This window comes from Limosilactobacillus galli (genome assembly GCF_947381495.1).
Lineage (GTDB): Bacteria > Bacillota > Bacilli > Lactobacillales > Lactobacillaceae > Limosilactobacillus > Limosilactobacillus galli.
In genome coordinates this window covers 1-17,033 of record NZ_CANCWK010000038.1, presented here as the reverse complement: position 1 = coordinate 17,033, position 17,033 = coordinate 1, and the positions used below count along the sequence as shown (strand labels likewise).

Annotated in this window: 16 protein-coding genes and 1 tRNA gene; 9 read left to right on the top strand and 8 right to left on the bottom strand. The window is 52.8% G+C overall.

The window, feature by feature from the left end:
* Nucleotides 1-91: 91 nt before the first annotated feature.
* Nucleotides 92-1,054: a 2-hydroxyacid dehydrogenase family protein gene (locus tag QOS10_RS07440; protein WP_283594825.1), complete on the bottom strand. Its 963-nt coding sequence runs from the start codon at nt 1,052-1,054 to the stop codon at nt 92-94.
* 137 nt (nt 1,055-1,191) lie between these two features.
* Nucleotides 1,192-3,780: a bifunctional lysylphosphatidylglycerol flippase/synthetase MprF gene (gene mprF, locus QOS10_RS07435; protein ID WP_283594823.1), complete on the bottom strand. Its 2,589-nt coding sequence runs from the start codon at nt 3,778-3,780 to the stop codon at nt 1,192-1,194.
* 128 nt (nt 3,781-3,908) lie between these two features.
* Between mprF and QOS10_RS07430 the strand changes: the two genes are divergently transcribed.
* Nucleotides 3,909-3,983, top strand: a tRNA-Asp gene (locus QOS10_RS07430).
* A 65-nt stretch (nt 3,984-4,048) separates the two neighbouring features.
* Nucleotides 4,049-4,924: an RluA family pseudouridine synthase gene (locus QOS10_RS07425; RefSeq protein ID WP_283594822.1), complete on the top strand. Its 876-nt coding sequence runs from the start codon at nt 4,049-4,051 to the stop codon at nt 4,922-4,924.
* Nucleotides 4,925-4,977: 53 nt separating this feature from the next.
* On the opposite strand, the gene QOS10_RS07420 is transcribed toward QOS10_RS07425, so the two are convergent.
* Nucleotides 4,978-5,694, bottom strand: a complete 717-nt coding sequence (locus tag QOS10_RS07420; RefSeq protein ID WP_283594821.1) for a DUF4811 domain-containing protein — start codon at nt 5,692-5,694, stop codon at nt 4,978-4,980.
* Entirely contained in the window at nt 5,694-7,139 is a 1,446-nt protein-coding gene (locus tag QOS10_RS07415; protein WP_408621585.1) for an MDR family MFS transporter, read from the bottom strand. Before QOS10_RS07415 ends, QOS10_RS07420 begins: the two co-directional genes overlap by 1 nt.
* Before the next feature lie 182 nt (nt 7,140-7,321).
* Between QOS10_RS07415 and QOS10_RS07410 the strand changes: the two genes are divergently transcribed.
* The 4 genes from QOS10_RS07410 (at nt 7,322) to QOS10_RS07395 (ending at nt 11,615) form a co-directional block, all read left to right on the top strand.
* Complete coding sequence (locus QOS10_RS07410; protein WP_283594819.1) at nt 7,322-7,771, top strand: MerR family transcriptional regulator; 450 nt, start codon at nt 7,322-7,324, stop codon at nt 7,769-7,771.
* A 71-nt stretch (nt 7,772-7,842) separates the two neighbouring features.
* Nucleotides 7,843-8,190 carry a DUF3368 domain-containing protein gene (locus tag QOS10_RS07405; RefSeq protein ID WP_283594818.1) on the top strand — a complete coding sequence of 116 codons (348 nt, stop codon included), beginning with the start codon at nt 7,843-7,845 and terminating at the stop codon, nt 8,188-8,190.
* 227 nt (nt 8,191-8,417) lie between these two features.
* The gene (gene rnjA, locus QOS10_RS07400; protein WP_283594817.1) at nt 8,418-10,286 is read left to right on the top strand and encodes a ribonuclease J1; all 1,869 of its coding nucleotides are present in this window, start codon (nt 8,418-8,420) and stop codon (nt 10,284-10,286) included.
* 141 nt (nt 10,287-10,427) lie between these two features.
* The gene (locus tag QOS10_RS07395) at nt 10,428-11,615 is read left to right on the top strand and encodes a CPBP family intramembrane glutamic endopeptidase (protein ID WP_283594816.1); all 1,188 of its coding nucleotides are present in this window, start codon (nt 10,428-10,430) and stop codon (nt 11,613-11,615) included.
* A gap of 76 nt (nt 11,616-11,691) precedes the next feature.
* Here the strand turns inward: QOS10_RS07395 and QOS10_RS07390 are convergent, their stop codons facing one another.
* The 4 genes from QOS10_RS07390 to QOS10_RS07375 are packed head-to-tail and all read right to left on the bottom strand — an operon-like array spanning nt 11,692 to nt 14,586.
* Nucleotides 11,692-12,345 (bottom strand): amino acid ABC transporter permease, encoded by a 654-nt coding sequence (locus QOS10_RS07390; RefSeq protein ID WP_283594814.1) that lies wholly within the window; start codon nt 12,343-12,345, stop codon nt 11,692-11,694.
* 13 nt (nt 12,346-12,358) lie between these two features.
* Nucleotides 12,359-12,997, bottom strand: a complete 639-nt coding sequence (locus QOS10_RS07385; protein ID WP_283594813.1) for an amino acid ABC transporter permease — start codon at nt 12,995-12,997, stop codon at nt 12,359-12,361.
* The gene (locus tag QOS10_RS07380; protein WP_283594812.1) at nt 12,997-13,827 is read right to left on the bottom strand and encodes a transporter substrate-binding domain-containing protein; all 831 of its coding nucleotides are present in this window, start codon (nt 13,825-13,827) and stop codon (nt 12,997-12,999) included. The genes QOS10_RS07385 and QOS10_RS07380 overlap by 1 nt, the downstream gene beginning before the upstream one ends.
* A gap of 12 nt (nt 13,828-13,839) precedes the next feature.
* Nucleotides 13,840-14,586: an amino acid ABC transporter ATP-binding protein gene (locus tag QOS10_RS07375; RefSeq protein WP_283594811.1), complete on the bottom strand. Its 747-nt coding sequence runs from the start codon at nt 14,584-14,586 to the stop codon at nt 13,840-13,842.
* Between the two features lie 268 nt (nt 14,587-14,854).
* On the opposite strand from QOS10_RS07375, the gene QOS10_RS07370 reads away from it, so the two are divergent.
* The 3 genes from QOS10_RS07370 (at nt 14,855) to QOS10_RS07360 (ending at nt 16,892) form a co-directional block, all read left to right on the top strand.
* Nucleotides 14,855-15,331, top strand: a complete 477-nt coding sequence (locus tag QOS10_RS07370; protein WP_283594810.1) for a universal stress protein — start codon at nt 14,855-14,857, stop codon at nt 15,329-15,331.
* 175 nt (nt 15,332-15,506) lie between these two features.
* Nucleotides 15,507-16,190, top strand: a complete 684-nt coding sequence (locus tag QOS10_RS07365; protein ID WP_283594809.1) for a VIT1/CCC1 transporter family protein — start codon at nt 15,507-15,509, stop codon at nt 16,188-16,190.
* Between the two features lie 15 nt (nt 16,191-16,205).
* Nucleotides 16,206-16,892: a VIT1/CCC1 transporter family protein gene (locus QOS10_RS07360; protein WP_283594808.1), complete on the top strand. Its 687-nt coding sequence runs from the start codon at nt 16,206-16,208 to the stop codon at nt 16,890-16,892.
* Nucleotides 16,893-17,033 lie beyond the last annotated feature (141 nt).

The following is a 17,033-nucleotide window of genomic DNA, read 5'->3' as shown; positions in this document are numbered from 1 at the left end:
CCGCCGTATACGGATCCGTACGTACGGTGGTGTGAGAGGTCGGTAATTGAAATAATCAATTACCTCCTACTCGATTTTTAAAGGCTTAATTTTATTTATTAACAATGTACTTGACCAGGTCGCCCTTGAGTGCGGCAATGGCGTTGTTAGCCACGATCTCACCCATGGCATCCCGGGCTTCCACGGAGGCGTTGCCGATGTGTGGTGTCAGGATGACGTTGTCCAGGTTCTTGTATTCGTCATCGACTTCGGGTTCCTTCTCGTAGACGTCGAGAGCGGCGCCGGCGATGTCCTTGTTGATGAGGGCCTTGAGGACGGCTTCCTCATTGATGACCGGTCCCCGGGCACAGTTGATCAGAATAGCGGAGTCCTTCATCATCTTCAGCTGGTCCGCGTCGATCATGTGGTGGGTCTCATCAGTCAGCGGGCAGTGGAGGGTAATCACGTCAGCTCGCTTGAGCAGTTCATCCAACGGAACATATTCTGCTGAGCAGGCCGCTTCAACTGCCGGGTCGGCCTGGTGCCGTTGGGTGTAGATGATCTTCATGTTGAAGGCGTGCATCCGCTTAGCAACCTCGCGCCCGATGCTGCCGAGGCCGACGATCCCGAGGGTCTTGCCGGCCAGCTCGTGACCGAGGAAGAAGAGCGGTGCCCAGCCGTCAAAGCCGATTGACCGCATTCGCTGGTCTCCCTCGACGATCCGCCGCATCAGGGCGATCATCAGTCCACAGGCCACTTCGGCAGTAGCCGTGGATGAGACAAATGGAGTGTTGGTGACGTCGATGCCCTTGGTCCGGGCGTACTTGGTGTCGATATTGTTGAAGCCAGCCCCGAAGTTGGCAATTAATTTGAGCTGGGGTGCAGCATCGATGACATCTTGATCGACCTGGGTTGACAGTGGGGTGATCAGGACTTGGCAGTCACCGACGTGCTTGAGGAGTTCCTCCTTGGTGATCAAACCATCACCATCATAGACCTCGTAATCAAGCCCCGCCTGGTCGAGGAGCTTAGTCGCGATTGTTGGTAATTTTGCGGAAAGATATACAGTAGCCATATTCTCGCCTTCCTAAATTAATCAAATGAAGTAAACGCTTTCCAAAGATCATTATAGGTTAAGCTGATTTATTATTCAAATTATGAGCAAAACAAGCCGCCGCAACTAGGCAGTTAGCGGTGGCTTGTTCAGTGAACTTAGTTGTGATTCAGCCAGAAGAAGAAGAGGTGCCGGTTCTTTTGGTCGATCCGCTGGTTGACGACGCTGACCAGGATCAGCATGGTCACAATCAGGGAATTCTTCTTCCGGTAGGCGATGTAGCGGGGGTACCAGACGGAGGCGTACTTGTCTTTGTACCGGCGCAGGCCCTGGAAGCCATAGAGGTGGTAGCCGTACTCGTAGATGAAGTGGGCGGCCTTCTCCTCGATAAAACTAAACTGGTACTCACCCACGTTGGACAGGGGCGCCATCCCGAGGTCAAAGTAGGTGTAGCCATTCTCCTGGCCATACTGGTACATACTGATGAAGATCTTATCCATGATCCCGGATGGGGCATCTTTACTGTGCCGCATCAGGTCGATGGTCAGGATCTCCTTGCCCCCGGTCGGCATGAAGGTCGCAAAGGCCACCATCTTGCCATCCTGGTCGCGCACGACCCCGACCGGCGCCTGATTGATGTAGTAGGGGTCAAAGAAGCCCAGGGAGAAGCCTTTCTCGACCTGGGAGCCGAGCCAGCTGTCGGAAACTTTTTTCAGTTCGGCCAGCTGGTCGGCAGAGAAGGGCGGCTTTTCGACGGTGAAGGTGTAGCCTTCCCGGTCAAATTTGTGTATCAGCGCGCGCTGGGACCGCTGTTTCTTGCCGGCGAGGGTAAAATCAGCGAGTTTAACCAGCCCCGTTTCACCAGTCTTGATGAAGTCAAAGCCAAACTCGTGCAGGAGCATGGTGACCTCGCTGGAGACCTCGTAGAAGACCAGCTGGTAGTCGTACTTGTCAGCCATCCTGATAAACTGACGGAAGGCCGGGCGCCAGGCAGCGTGGTTGCCGACCGGGTCCCCCATGATTACCAACCGGTCGTTTTTCCGGCGGTACATGAAGAAGAGCTGGTCATGCTGGTTCTCCTGGTAGTAGTAGATAGCTTTATCGCGCAGGAAGGCCAGGTGACTGGTGGCGGAACCGCCGAACTCGTCAATGACGGCCCGAACCCGGTCAGCGTCGAAACTGTGGACGGCACTGAACGGGTCCCAACCAGCGGTGAAGTGCCGCAGAATCAGGAACATCAAGAGGAGACCGAGAACCAGTCCGATCAGCCCGGAGAACCAGACACTTTCGCCGGGGAAGAAGAGAAAGTCGGGGATGTGGTGTTTGCTCGTGTACTGGGGAGCATTGATCACGCCGACGATCACGTAGAGGACAAAGCTGCCGGCGAAGATGGTGCCGTCGATCAGGAATTTGCTGATGGAGTACTGGAGCTTTTCCCGGTAGAGAACGTGCCGGGACATTAAAACCAGGAGCAGGACAATGACCAGGTAGATGGTCAGACTCAGAGTTCCCAAGTTCCAGATGGTATTGCCAATCCCAATCAGCAATAGAACCAGCGTCGGCCAGTACGCCCGCTTAATTTTAGCCTGGAGCCCCCGGGCGCAGGCCAGCATGGCCACCGCAAAGAGGATAGTGGTCATCTGGTGCAGAAAGAAGAAGGTGTATGGGTACAGGCGCTGAATGATCTTGTTTTGACTGGTCAGGTCCGGTACCGAGGCCGTCAGCAGCATCAGGATCCCGGAGATGTACATGAAGGCGGTGATCAGAAAGTAGGCCGTCTTCCGCATCATCATTAGCGGCAGGCCATCGAAAAATTCGTTCACCTGTTGGGCCAGGTTGTGCAGGAACATGCCGGCTGCCAGAATCAGGGGCACAATGTAGTAGAAGATCCGGAAGAGCAGCAGCCAGATGATGATGGTCGTCTGGTGCACGCCCAAAAGGGATAGCTCAAAGATCATCATGACGTCAAAGGAACCCAGGGCCCCCGGAATCATGGAGAGAACCCCCAGAACCTGGGCAACGACGTAGAGGGGCAGGACACTGATCAGGTTGTCCCGCACCCCGAGGCACCAGCCGACCAGCAGGAAGAAGAGGGCGACGAAGAGCCACTCGAAGGTTGAACTGGTGACGATGAACGCTTCGAGCTTAGGGGTGACGTCCTTGAAGACGTTACTGTTGTAGACCTGGGTAACGATGAAGACGACGGGGAAGTAGAGCCCACCACCAACTAGCCAGATGGCGTACTGGTTAAAGTGGCCACCGTCATGGAAACCAAACATGATGATCAGGGCCAGCCAACACAGGACCGAGAGCCCGGATAACAGGAAAATCGCGATCTTCGAGATAGCCAGCAGGATCTCTTTCTTGCTGGCGTTCTTTCGGTAGAAGTAGGCCCGCAAAGAGGAGCCCAGCAGGCCGCCGAAGCCAGCGATGTTGGTCAGGGTGTTGGTGATCCACCCGCAGCGGATGATGTAGGAACGCTTAAATTTCCCGGGTAATAATCGGGTCACCGCAAAGTCATAGCCGAGCATCGGGATGACGGCGATGCAGCCGGCCATCATCAAGAGCAAAATCTTTTCCCAAGAGAGCTCGGTGAGGCCGATGCCTACCTTATGCCAATCAACGGTTTTGAAGAAGCTGCCGAGGTCGTGAACCACGAAGATGACGACGGAGGTCACAAACAGCAGCTTGATGATTCGTGAATATTTTTCCCACCAGGATTCGAAACGCATACCTAGTGATTTCATTACAACTCCTCCTTAAAACAACTAGTACGAATATTATAAGCTATTTACGGGACCGTCGGGAGGGGCAAAGAAAAATTAGTAGTTGACGCTCGAAACAAATTCACGTATACTCTTAGATGTTGTCAAATGGTCCGTTGGTCTAGTTGGTTTAGGACGCATCCCTGTCACGGATGAGATCACGAGTTCGAGTCTCGTACGGACCGTCGTTATGAAGTTGAGTCGGCTGACTCAACTTTTTTTGTACACAAAATTAGGAGGCAAACAATATATGGAAGCAAGTTGGCAATACACTGGTGATGAGCCGATCAAGATCAAGAAGTTCTTGCAGTCACTGGGGATGGGGCACCGGCTCTTCAACGATATCAAGAAGGGGGAAGGGGAGTTCTTGGTGGACCACCGACCGGTTCGACCAACCACCAAAATCCTGCCTAACCAGCCGCTGACAATTAAGGTGAAACCAGAGCCGGCTGATCCGACAGTAGCGGTCAGTCATGATCCGCTGAAAATTGTCTACGAGGATGATAACTGGCTGGTGGTCGATAAGCCAGCGGGGATGACCTCCATTCCCGGCCCAAGTGTGGCCAACAGGACGGTCTTAAACCGGGTGGTCGGCTATCTGCTTGATCACCAATCGCCTGACCAGCGGCCCCACCTGATTACCCGCCTTGATCGTGATACCGGTGGCTTGCTCCTGGTGGCTAAGCACCACGTGGCCTCCAGCATGATCAGCCAGCAGGTTCAGCAGCACCAGATGCTGAAAGAATACACGGCAATTGTCGGCGGCAACTTCACCGCGGACCACGGAACGATCGATAAGCCGATCGCCCGGGTGGCCGACCAGGCCCGGCGGATGGTGGCCGCTGATGGCCAAACGGCACTGACAGAGTACTGGGTCGAAGGGCAGGGTGAAGGCTGGGCCCGTGTACGGGTGCGCCTGCACACTGGTCGGACCCACCAGATCCGGGTCCACTTCGCAGCCATTGGTCATCCCCTGATTGGTGATGCCCTCTATGGCGGTGACATCAGCAAGGCGGACCACCAGCTGTTGCATGCCAGCCGGCTGGCCTTTCTGGACCCCTTCACCCGGCGTGAGCTCAGCTTTACCTCGCCTTTGCCGGCAAACTTCAACGATATCATGGCATAACAAAACAGCAGCCACTCGAAAAGAGCGTCTGCTGTTTTGTTAGTTTAAATTAATTATTTGAGCATGGCCCGGACCATCTTGGCCTGGAACTCTTGCTCGGCCTGTTGTGAAACCGCCTGGATCTGGGCAGCGGTCATGTGCGGGTTCTTGGCCATTGCGGCTTGCACCCGTCCTGTGACGTAGGCCTGTCCTTGTTGGCGGGCAGCGGCTTGGGCCTGTTGACCGTTGGCGGACTTTGCCTTGGCCTGCAGCTGCTTAGCCTGCTTGGTCGTCAGCAGGACATAGGTCCGTGGGTATTCCAGGGTGTTGGTGCGCTTGACTAGGGTACCGTCCATCCGGGACCAGGCGTAGAGGAACCTGTAGAAGTCGCTCTTATAGCGCCAGCGGGTTGTAGTTGTGACAATTTGTGGATTAGCAACATTTTTCCACTTCAGCTGGCTGTGGGTGTACTCGTTGGCCTGAGTGTGCTGCGGCTTAGTTTGCCGTGGACTGGTCTTGTAGATGTAGACGTCATCTTCGCCATTAGTGCCGACCGGCTGGTAAAGGGCCAGCGGCATCTGCGAATTGACCGGATAGATCCGCCGGGTCATGGTGGTGGTGACCTTTTTCATACCGAAGTGGTGACTGTAATTAAGGGTCATCAGAGTCGTTGAGCCGACAAAGATCAGGCCGGTGATGGTGACCAGGATGACGCGCCAGACCCGTTGCCGGGTGAACATGACGCTTAAGAAGAAGAAGATGGCACCGAGGAAGGTTAGGATAATAACCATTAGTTAACGCCTCCCTTATCATTAATAATATCTTCGCTATCGATCCGGGGGTGAATTCCGTTTCCTGACGTGACAAAGAAGGTCAGGATCAACCCGAGGACGGCAAAGGCGATGGCGAACCAGAAGGCGGCGTGGTAGCCCATCAGGGTGGCGTCAAACATCTTTGCCTTGTACTGCAGCGGGGCCTGTACCAATAAGGCGTGGTGCGGTCGGTTGTTATTGGTAATGTTGGTCAGAACAGAGATCATAATGGCGGTCCCGACAGAGGTTGCCACCTGGCGGATGGTGTTGTTAACCGCGGTCCCGTGGGAGATCAGCTGGTAAGGCAAGGAATTCATTCCGGCCGTCGTAACCGGCATCATGACCATGGAGATCCCAAACATCCGCACTGCGTAGAGGAAGACAATGTAGATCGTTGGCGTATCGCGGGTAATAAAGGCAAAGGGCAGGGTCCCGACGCAGAGGATGAACATTCCCGTGACGGCCAGCCGCTTAGCCCCGTAACGGTCGAAGAGGTTCCCTGTGATCGGACTCATGAACCCCATGAAGATCGCCCCGAAGAGCAGGGTCAGTCCGGAGTGGAAGGCGGACATGCCGTGGATGATCTGCAGGTAGAGCGGGATGACCAGCTCGACCCCGACCATTGCCATCATGACAATGGAACTGAGGATGGTAGCCAGGGTGAACTCGGCACTCTCAAAGACCTTGAATTCCAGGAACGGTTCGTCGAGCTTGCCTTGCCGCCAAACTAGGATGGTAACCAGGATGGCCCCGATGATGATGGTTGAGATGACCACGGGATCAGTCCACCCCTTGTCACCAACGCTGGAGAAGCCGTAGAGCATGCTCCCAAAACCAAGGGTGGAAATGGCGGCGGAAAGCCAGTCGAGGTGCGGGTGCCGGTTTGGAATAACGTTCTTAACAAAGAAGAAACTAGCCAGGATAACGACGGCGGCGATGGGGACGATCATCCCGAAGAGCCAGCGCCAGGAGAAGTTATCGATGACCCATCCAGAAAGAGTGGGGCCGATCGCTGGGGCCAGACCGATTACCAGTCCGTTGACCCCCATGGCGGCACCCCGCTTTTCAGGCGGGTAGATGGTCAGCATGATATTCTGCATCAGTGGCATGTTGATTCCAACACCGACCGCCTGGATGAGCCGTCCGGTAAGCAGGACCGCAAACGAAGGCGCCAGCCAGGAGAGGATAGTTCCGATTTCGAAGATTGACATTGCAAGAGTGAATAATAGCTTGGTGTTGAACCGGCTGCTCAAGTAGGCACTGACCGGGATCATGATCCCGTTGACCATCAGGAAACCGGTGGTCAGCCACTGAACGGTGGAAGTGCTGATGTTAAATGCATTCATTAATGCGGGAAAAGCAGTTGATAGGATTGTCTGGTTTAAGATCGTACAAAAAGCCCCGATCAGAAGGACCAGGACCATTAGACCACGATTATAAGGCTTGCCAGTGATATCAACTGCTTGTTCGTCGTGATTCACAAGTAAAAACCTCTTTTCGCAAATAAGTAATGTGAAGAATATAATACTTTTCGATATCTTTGTCAAATAATTTGACAAACGGATTAAATTAAATGATAATATACTTCACAAATGGAGGAAAGTATATGGATGTATTAGGAAAACAGTTTCGCGAAATCTTCAAGAGTAACGATATCAAGATCGGCATGACGGAGCTGGCCAAGGTGACGGGAGTATCGCCGAGCCAGCTCCGCTATTGGGAACGGAAGGGCTACATCTGCTCCCAGCAGGATCAGCAGAATAAGAACCATCACTTTAGCATATTGACGGCCTACCAGGTTCGCACCATCAAGTTTTACTTAGATGAGGGCTACACTCTGCAGGTGGCTGTTCAGAAGGAACAAAAGCGGCGGGCGCTGGGCAAGGCCTTCCATCGCTTTATCGAAGAGCGGATCAAGGGGATTGAACAGGACGATAATGGGGATGGTCTGGTCAAGCTGGGCAGACTCGATGATGATCCGGCCAAAGAGGTCTATGCCCGGGTTGAAAAAGACGGCAGGACCACCTTGCACCTGCGTGAGCTTTCTGATGACTAGTTTAACCTCAGCCGATTATTGTGGTATGGTGTAATTGAGTTTTTATCTTAATTATGAAAGGAACGAGTCTCGTGAGTGAAGAAGGATTACATTATTCTGACCTGAGTGCTGAAGCCAAGGAACACGCTTTGAAGTCTTTTATTGACTATTACATCAAGCAGTACCGGCGTGACAGCCTCGAAATCCTGGGGGCCAAGGTTTCCAATGGCGCCATGGGAACAATCAACGAAATTCTTAACCTGAACAAGTTTATGGATCACAGTTCACTGGCCGCGGAGAGCTACTGCCTGTCAAAGAGTGCCTATGTTGAAATCATGGAACAACTCACCGACGTGCTCTACCATGAGGACGGTGAACCGGTAGTTGACTGGGACGTTGCCTGGGAAGATCAGGAAGAACAGCTGCCAAGCGAAGATTAACGTTAAATTTTCAAAGACCGCGGAATTGTTTCGCGGTCTTTTTTACTATCTTGGCTCTGGGACTTGTGGTAAAATAAATGTAGTTTTACGTACGGATAAAATTAACCCAAAATAAGACAACTGAATAGTAATTGGCCGTCCTTGCCGACTAGCAAGCGGCTCTTTTGGTTTACTTATTTTCCGTTAGTATAGTCACGCTAATAAAATAAAAAGGAAAGAAAGGTATTATGGCAAAGTTAAAAATCAAGAATAATGAAGTTGCCTTTTACGCCATGGGGGGCCTTGGCGAAATTGGTAAGAACATGTACTGTGTCCAGTTCCAAGACGAAATCATCATCATCGACTGTGGTGTGCTCTTCCCAGAAGACGAACTGCTCGGGGTTGATTACGTCATTCAGAACTACGACTACCTGGTTGAAAACAAGGATAAGATCAAGGGGATCTTCATCACTCACGGTCACGAAGACCACATTGGAGGACTGCCGTTCTTTCTCCAGAAGGTGAACGTGCCAATCTACGCTACCCCGTTTGCAATGTCTTTGATCAAGGGGAAGCTGGATGAAAAGCACCTTCTGCGCAGCGCTGAACTGCACGAGATCGATGAATTTGATGAAGTCCGCTTTAAGAAGCTCTGGGTCAGCTTCTTCCGGACGACCCACTCTATTCCCGACACGATCGGTGTGGCTGTCCACACGCCGCAGGGGACAATTGTCCAAACGGGGGACTTCAAGTTTGACCTGACCCCGGTTGGCAATCTGCCCGGCCCGAACCTGCAACAGATGGCCAAGTTGGGTTCCGACGGGGTCCTGCTGTTGACATCCGATAGTACTAACGCCGAACGGCCGCAGTTTACCAAGTCGGAACGATGGGTTGATATCCACATTCGGCGAATCTTTGAACGGATCAAGGGACGGATCATCTTCGCCTCCTTTGCTTCCAACGTCTACCGGTTGCGGGAAGCCTCCGATGCTGCCATTGCCCAGGGCCGGAAGATTGCTGTCTTCGGCCGGAGCATGGAAAACGCGATTGCCGCAGGGCAGGAACTAGGCTACCTGAACATTCCTGAGGATTCACTGATCGACCAAAACGAGATCAACAACTACCCACCGGAGAAGGTTCTGATCATGTGTACCGGGTCGCAGGGTGAACCAATGGCCGCCCTGAGCCGGATTGCCAACGGGACTCACCGGCAGATCTCGATCCAGCCTGGCGACACGGTGGTCTTCTCCAGTAACCCAATTCCGGGGAACACCACCAGTGTGAACGCCCTGATCAACAAACTGGAAGAAGACGGCGCCGCAGTTATCCACGGTTACGTCAACAACATCCACACCTCTGGACACGGTGGTCAGATCGATGAAGAGTTCATGCTGCGGCTGATGAAGCCGAAGTTCTTTGCCCCAGTTCACGGTGAATACCGGATGCAGAAGATTCACACCAAGCTGGCTCAGATGACCGGGGTGCCAAAGGAAAACTGCTTCATCCTTGAGAACGGGGATGTGTTAGCGCTGACCAAGGACTCCTGCCGGTTGGCGGACCACATTGACAGTGTCTCTGATGTCTACATCGATGGTCGGGATGCCGGCGACACGGTCGGCAACCCGGAGATTCGTGAACGGCGCCTCCTGTCTGAGGAAGGGGTGGTAACCGCCATGGCCGTGGTTGACCTTAAGGATTACCAGATTGTGGCGGGACCAGATATCGTCTCCCGGGGCTTCGTTTACATGCACGAGTCCCAGGAACTGATCAAGGCCGCCAACCACGAAGTCTTCTGGGCCATCCTGAACACCTTCAAGAATCACAAGGTGGTTGACCAGCGGGCTCTGAACCGGACGATTGTCAGCCGGCTGCAGAAGCTGCTCTTTGACCGAACGGGCCGGAAGCCAGTGATTATTCCGATGATTACCATCTTGAACGGTGATAACCGGACGGAGAATCATCATTACCGTCATTCTAACCATAAGAACGATCAGCATGAGGGCAAGAAGAGCCACCAGGAGAACAATAATAACAGCCATGGCGGCAACCGCCAACACCGTTCCAACAAGCATCGTCATAGTAAGAAAAACGAAAAGACACCGGTTGCTAGCAAGTAGCTGGTAAGTAAAAAGGTTTGTGAGTGCTAATTCAGCAATCACAAACCTTTTTTAGTCTTTTCATTAAATAAATGGCGCTTTTCTGGTATCATCGATGTAGCAATTATTTTGTAACTCAATTTAGAGAGGAAGGAACTCCAGATGTCTGGAAGTGATTACCTAAAAATTTGGTACCGGGTGCAAATCGGTGCCACCTTATTAATTCTTGCCATGATGATGATTCGAAACTATGAGTTTGGCCGGCACCGGATTGCCGCCCTACTCCTGGTAGCGGTGATCATCCTGGCAATTGCCCTGGTGGTTGAACTATGGGAACAGCTGCCCGCGGTTGTTAAACGAATTAACGCCTGGTTGCAGGTGCTGACGCAGCCCCTGATCCTGATCTTGGCATGGGATGTTATTACCCGGGAAATAATTGTGCTCCTGCACCTCCCGTCCCGGGGCGTGGTAACCCTGATGATTGCTTACTACTTCATCATGTTTGCCCCGTTTGCCAGTGTGCTTGGCAGTCAGCTAACCTTCAGCATTGAGCGGTTCATCTTTGCCTTTTGGACGGTGATGGTGGTCTTCCTGCCGCTGATGGCCCTGCCAACTAACCTGATCGACAACCACTTTCTCTTACTGGCCCTGTCGACCGGGGCCGTGGGGACCGTGGCCTACTTCATCCTGATGACGACGGCCATGCGGGCCTGGAAGCTTTCCTGGCCGGGTCTGCGTCCGCACTGGAGCGGGGACTTCAACTGGTGGATCCTGTTGGGGCTGGTTGTGGTTGACCTCGTGTTCACCGGGGTCAATGTCGGTCAGTGGCCAAATCTGCACCTGACCAGCTGGCACCTGACAATGTCGGCCTTCGAAGCGGGCGTGATGGAAGAAACCCTCTTCCGTTTTGCAGTCCTGGGTATCTTGTTCTATGCCTGGCGCAATGTTAAACAGCGCTTGCCGCTGGCAATTTTCACCAGTGCCTTGCTGTTCGGCCTGGCCCACCTGTCCAATGCCGCCCTGCAGCACTGGGATATGACGATCCTGCAGGCGGTCAGCGCCTTCGCCCTCGGCCTGTTCTTCGCCGTCGTCTATGTCTACACGGGCCAGCTCTGGTTGACGATGGTGATGCACGGCCTACTCGACTGGACGAGTTTCATCGTGACCGGTTCCGATCTGATGAAGGGAACCACTAACTGGGCGGACTGGGTCAGCGTGATTGTTGAATTGGCTGTCTTCGGCGGTATTGCCATCTGGATGATGTTTGGCCAGCGCCGCAAGGTCATGGAACGGCACGTTGCCCGGCTTACCGGTGAGGACCAGCACTTCGGCTTTATGGTTCAGTATTAAAATTTAGTTTGTTGATAAATAAAAGCGGTGCCTGACGTTCGACTCACTCGAAGATCAGGCGCCGCTTTTTAGCTCTTTAAGCGTGGTGTCGGTGTAGATAGTCTGCCAATAACGACAGGGAGTAGCAGACGATGAAGTAGAGAACCGCCAGAGCAACGAACATTGGAATGATGTAGTTGGTGTTCTGCCCATAAATGATCTGGGCGTGGTACATCAGTTCTGGTAGGACGATGATGGTAGCCAATGAGGTATCCTTGACCAAGGAAATGAATTGACTGACCAGGGCCGGGGTCATGTTCTTGATTGCCTGCGGCAGGACAATGATCCGCAGTGCCTGCCACCGGGTCAGTCCGTTAGCCAGGGCACCCTCCGTCTGGCCGTTATCAATCGAGTTGAGCCCGGAACGGACGATTTCAGCAACCATGGCGGACTCGAAGATGGACATCGCCATGATGGCTGCCGGGATGATTTCCGGCTTGATTCCGATGTTGGGCAGGCCAAAGTAGGTGAAGAAGATGATCAGCAACAGGGGCAGGTTCCGGATAATGTCGATGATGAAACCGACGATTGCGGAGACGTATTTGATCTGTTCGTAACGGATGATTCCCAGCAGAGTACCGACGATGAAACTGATCACGATGGAGGCTACGGAGATCTCAATTGTGACCCACAATCCCTGCAGGAGAAAGCGGATGTTGATCCAAGAATAGGCATCAATAAAGTTTTGCATCAGCGTTCACCTCCTAAGCTAGTTTCTTTTCCAGGTGCCGCATGTAGTAGCTGAGCGGCAGGGTGATGATCAGGTACATAATCCCGACGATGAAGTAAGTCGGGATAGTCTTCAGAGTATCGTTGGCGATCAAGTTTCCCTGGTACATCAGGTCGAAGCCGGCCACGAAGGCCAGTACGGACGAGTTCTTGACCAGGTTGATGAACTGGTTGCCCAGCGGCGGAATCACGACCCTGAAGGCCTGTGGCAGGATGATGTAGCGCATGGCCTGCCGGTAGGTCATCCCGTTGGACAAGGCCCCTTCCAGCTGGCCGCCCTCAACCGAGTTGATCCCAGCCCGCACTGTTTCCGCAATGAAGGCGGAGGTATAGAGGGTCAGACCGATCGTCCCGGCCGTGAAACCGTTGATCTTGGCGATGTACATGGGAACAATCAAGAAGAAGGCCATCGTGATGACCAAGAGGGGGATGTTCCGAAAAACCTCGACGTAGACGCGGCCGATGATCCGCAGGGCCCGCTTTTCGGAAATCTCAAGGAGCGCGAAGAACGTTCCGATGATCAGGCTGCCGACGAGGGCAATGATGCTGCAGAGAATGGTGTTGAGAAGCCCCATCAGCAGCGGGTGCCATTGTGTTGCAATTAAGTTAGCCATTAGCGTTTCATCTCCTGGTAATTAAATCCTTTGACGTTGCCGAACCATTTGAGGAGGAGCCGGTTGTAAGTACCGTCTTTTTCGACTTCCTGCAGGGCCCAATTGAGCTTGTTGCGGAAACGGGCCTGGTTCTTATTGACGGCAATTCCATACGGCTCTTTGGTAAAGTTGCCCCCGACAACCTCATAGCCGGGATTCTCGGCGGCCATTCCGTACAGGATCCCGTTATCCGTGGTCAGGGCGTCACCCTGCTTGGACTTGAGGGCGGTCATTGCCTGAGCGTAATCGGACAGTTGCAGGACCCGGGCCTTAGGGGCATCCTTGGCGACGTTTTTCACGGAGTTGGATCCGGAAACCCCGAGGACAATCTTGTCGGGGTGGTTCAGGTCACCGATGTTTTTGATTGGACTGCCTTTCTTAACCAATAGCGACTGACCAGCGTCGAAGTAGGAATGGGTGAAGTCGACCTGTTTCTGCCGTTCCGGGGTGATGGTCATGGTGGCCATGATGGCGTCGATGTTTCCGTTCTTTAAGAGGGGTACCCGGGTCCCACTGGTGACGGGCACGAAGACGCATTTGCCATTGGGGCCGAGGATCTTCTTGGTCATCGCCCTGGCGAGGTCAATCTCAAAGCCCTCCAGTTTACCGGTGCGGATATTTTCCAGACCGAATAAGCGGGTATCAGATTTAACGCCCCAGGTAATCTGTTTGCTCTGTTCATCGCGCGCCAGTACGTCCTGTTTGGCAACCGATTGGCCACAGCCGGAAAGGGTCAGCAGGGTCATTGCCAGCAGGGCACCGAAGCCTAGAATGTGCCATAGTTTTTTCATGACGCAACCCCCTTACATGATGTGCCCGCTGATCTTGCTCATGAACTCCTGGGCCCGCTTCGTGCTGGGGTGGTCGCCGAAGAACTTGGCGGTGGAGTCATCTTCAAGGATCTGACCGTCCGCCATGAAGATCACCCGGTCGGCTACGGCACGGGCAAAGCTCATCTCGTGGGTGACCACCAGCATCGTCATGTTGGAGTTCTCCGCGATGTCCTTCATGACGTCAAGGACATCATCGATCATCTCGGGGTCAAGCGCGCTGGTCGGTTCGTCGAAGAGCAGGCACTTGGGTTTCATCGCCAGACTGCGGGCAATGGCGATCCGTTGCTTTTGGCCCCCGGATAGCTGGGCCGGCATATTGTCTGCTTTGCTGGCCAGGCCAACCTTATCCAGGAGTTGCATCGCCAGTTCCCGGTTCTCATCCTCGGGCCGTTTGAGGACGATCCGGGGTGCGAGCATGATGTTTTCGAGAACGGACTTGTTATTGTAGAGGTTGAAGTGTTGGAAGACCATGCCGACCTCCCGCCGGATCTTATTGATGTTGGTCTTCTTGTCTGATAAGTCGTAGCCGTTGACGATCAGCTGACCGGATTGAATCGGATCCAAGCCGTTGATTGTCCGGATCAAAGTACTCTTCCCTGAACCAGACGGCCCGATTAGGACGACTGTCTCCCCGCTATCAATCGTCAGGTTGATATTTTTTAGTGCATGAAACTTGCCATAATATTTTTCTACATTATGGAATTCGATCATTGACATAGGTATATACTCCTCAATCCACATAAACTTAATTATGGCCTCAATATGGACACAATCTCCTCAATTATAGTTCTCGGTCAAAGGAACGTCAAAAGTCAATTTAGTGCTGGATTCGAGGAAAAGTATGATCAGTACGACTTTTGTTTTAGGATAGCCAAAATAATTATTTACAAACAGCAGATAAGTAGTAACATTAAAGGTGTAATTTAACGAAGACGAGCGGCTAATGCTTTCATCGTTAAATGAGAACATAGAGAGGGGTATACTAATGTTCGAAATTAAGCCAAAGAAGTTCAAACGAATCCTCGTTGGGGTTGATGACGCACCAGACGCCCGGGCCGCCTTTTCCTACGCGGTTGACAAGGCCAAGCGTGACGGTTCTGAAATTGGGATTGTTTCCATCCTCGAAACGGGGCACGTCAGCGTTTACCAGATTCTAGATAAAGACTATGTCCACAGTAGCGAAGATGAACTGCGTAAGCGCATCAACGAATACGTCCAAGCAGCCATCGACTACGGTGTTGACCCGAAGAAAATCACGGCAATTGTCGATCATGGTGAACGGCCGGCCGAACGGATCTGCAACCACGTTATTCCAGCCTTCCAGCCAGACCTGCTGGTTGTTGGTTCCATTGGTAAGTGGGGCAACCGGAAAGCCGTTGGTTCACAGGCTTCCTACATGACCCGGCATGCGGGGACGTCCGTCTTTGTTATTCGGACGACAGCAGTTCAAACATATGAATAAAAGATTGTTCCAAGTGGGACGATGCAAAAGAGGTTGAGGTGGTTCTCAGCCTCTTTTTCCATGTAAACAAGTTTTTGAATGCTTCTAATTTAGCAGTGATTTATCTGTCAAAATAGTTGTAGCACAACAATTTAATGTTATAATGATTCTAAATTAGAAAGGAGAAGGCGAAACTATGCCAAAGAAAAAGATGTCATTGGCCCAAAAGGTAAACGTCTTACGGGCGAGCGTGATGGGGGCCAATGACGGGATTATCTCCGTTGCCGGAATCGTCATTGGGGTGGCGGCGGCAACCAGTAATCCCTACTCGATTTTAATTTCCGGCCTGTCAGGGAGCCTGGCCGGGACCATTTCGATGTGTATGGGCGAATATGTATCGGTTTCCACCCAGAAGGATTCCCAGAAGATGGCTTTGATCAGTGAGCGGCAACGCCTGAAAGACCAGTACCAGCAGGAATTTAATTACGTCCAGAAGCAATACGAAAAGCAGGATATCGACCCTAAGCTAGCCCACCAGGCCACTAAGGAATTGATGGACAAGGATGCCCTGTCGACTGTGGTCCAGGAGCGCTACGGCTTCAATCCTAAGGAATTTACCAGTCCTTACGCGGCCGCAATCGCTTCATTTATCTCTTTCCCAACCGGGTCGATTTTGCCGATGGTGGCCGTGACGATGGCTCCGGAAAACGTCCGGATCTTTGCCACCATGGTTGCGGTTCTGATTGCCCTGCTGATTACCGGTTACTTTGCGGCCGTATTGAGCAAGGCCAACCGGGTCAAGTCGATGCTCCGGAACGCCACGGCGGGCCTTTTGACGATGTGTGTGACCTACCTGATTGGGCAGCTGTTTGCCCGCTAAAGGAGATGAGTGTTCATGGCTAAAATCAAACGACAAAAGCAAACAATGGAAGAGAAACTGAACACGCTCCGGGCGGGGGTTCTCGGTTCTAACGACGGTATCCTGACGGTTGTCGGGGTCCTGGTCTCCGTGGCGGCGGCTACCACTAACCGGTTCACGATCTTTATTGCGGGTCTGTCCGACCTGCTGGCCTGTGCTTTCTCGATGGCCTGCGGGGAATATGCCTCCGTTTCCACCCAGCGGGATACCGAAGAGTCCGCGGTTAACACCGAGGAACACCTGCTGAAGACTGACTTCGCCGGCGAACTGGAAGCGGTCAAGCAATACTACGTCGACAAGGGTGTTACTCCGGCAACCTCACTGGCGATCGCCAAGGACCTGTTGAACAAGAAACCCCTGGAGACAATGGTACGGATCAAGTATGACATCGAGCTGGGCCACTTTCTGAGTCCCTGGGATGCGGCATTCTCATCCCTCTTCAGTGCTGCGGCTGGGGGCCTGTTCCCGCTGATGGCGATGACCTTCGCCCCAGAAGCCTACAAGTGGTACGCAGTGATCCTGGCAGTGATTCTGACCAGTGCCCTGACCGGGTTCATCAGCTCTAAGCTGGGGAACGGTCTGGTAAAGATTGCCGTTATTCGAAACATCATCATTGGGTTGATTACGATTACGATCCACTATGGTGTTGGTAAACTGTTCTGATTTATTTACAATAACTACAAAGAGAGACCGTGACGGGCAGTACCGTGTCATGGTCTCTCTTTAGTTTAATGATGTTTGGCCGGAAATCCCGTGACTTTAGTCATGGGATGGATAGGCCCCTTTAGCGCCCGTTAGGGCGTT

What these genes read in the sequence shown, in the direction of transcription:
- QOS10_RS07440 (WP_283594825.1), bottom strand. Translation starts at nt 1,054, where the DNA reads ATGGCTACTGTATATCTTTCCGCAAAATTACCAACAATCGCGACTAAG.
- mprF (WP_283594823.1), bottom strand. Translation starts at nt 3,780, where the DNA reads ATGAAATCACTAGGTATGCGTTTCGAATCCTGGTGGGAAAAATATTCA.
- QOS10_RS07425 (WP_283594822.1), top strand. Translation starts at nt 4,049, where the DNA reads ATGGAAGCAAGTTGGCAATACACTGGTGATGAGCCGATCAAGATCAAG.
- QOS10_RS07420 (WP_283594821.1), bottom strand. Translation starts at nt 5,694, where the DNA reads ATGGTTATTATCCTAACCTTCCTCGGTGCCATCTTCTTCTTCTTAAGC.
- QOS10_RS07415 (WP_408621585.1), bottom strand. Translation starts at nt 7,139, where the DNA reads ATGGTCCTGGTCCTTCTGATCGGGGCTTTTTGTACGATCTTAAACCAG.
- QOS10_RS07410 (WP_283594819.1), top strand. Translation starts at nt 7,322, where the DNA reads ATGGATGTATTAGGAAAACAGTTTCGCGAAATCTTCAAGAGTAACGAT.
- rnjA (WP_283594817.1), top strand. Translation starts at nt 8,418, where the DNA reads ATGGCAAAGTTAAAAATCAAGAATAATGAAGTTGCCTTTTACGCCATG.
- QOS10_RS07395 (WP_283594816.1), top strand. Translation starts at nt 10,428, where the DNA reads ATGTCTGGAAGTGATTACCTAAAAATTTGGTACCGGGTGCAAATCGGT.
- QOS10_RS07390 (WP_283594814.1), bottom strand. Translation starts at nt 12,345, where the DNA reads ATGCAAAACTTTATTGATGCCTATTCTTGGATCAACATCCGCTTTCTC.
- QOS10_RS07385 (WP_283594813.1), bottom strand. Translation starts at nt 12,997, where the DNA reads ATGGCTAACTTAATTGCAACACAATGGCACCCGCTGCTGATGGGGCTT.
- QOS10_RS07380 (WP_283594812.1), bottom strand. Translation starts at nt 13,827, where the DNA reads ATGAAAAAACTATGGCACATTCTAGGCTTCGGTGCCCTGCTGGCAATG.
- QOS10_RS07375 (WP_283594811.1), bottom strand. Translation starts at nt 14,586, where the DNA reads ATGTCAATGATCGAATTCCATAATGTAGAAAAATATTATGGCAAGTTT.
- QOS10_RS07370 (WP_283594810.1), top strand. Translation starts at nt 14,855, where the DNA reads ATGTTCGAAATTAAGCCAAAGAAGTTCAAACGAATCCTCGTTGGGGTT.
- QOS10_RS07365 (WP_283594809.1), top strand. Translation starts at nt 15,507, where the DNA reads ATGCCAAAGAAAAAGATGTCATTGGCCCAAAAGGTAAACGTCTTACGG.
- QOS10_RS07360 (WP_283594808.1), top strand. Translation starts at nt 16,206, where the DNA reads ATGGCTAAAATCAAACGACAAAAGCAAACAATGGAAGAGAAACTGAAC.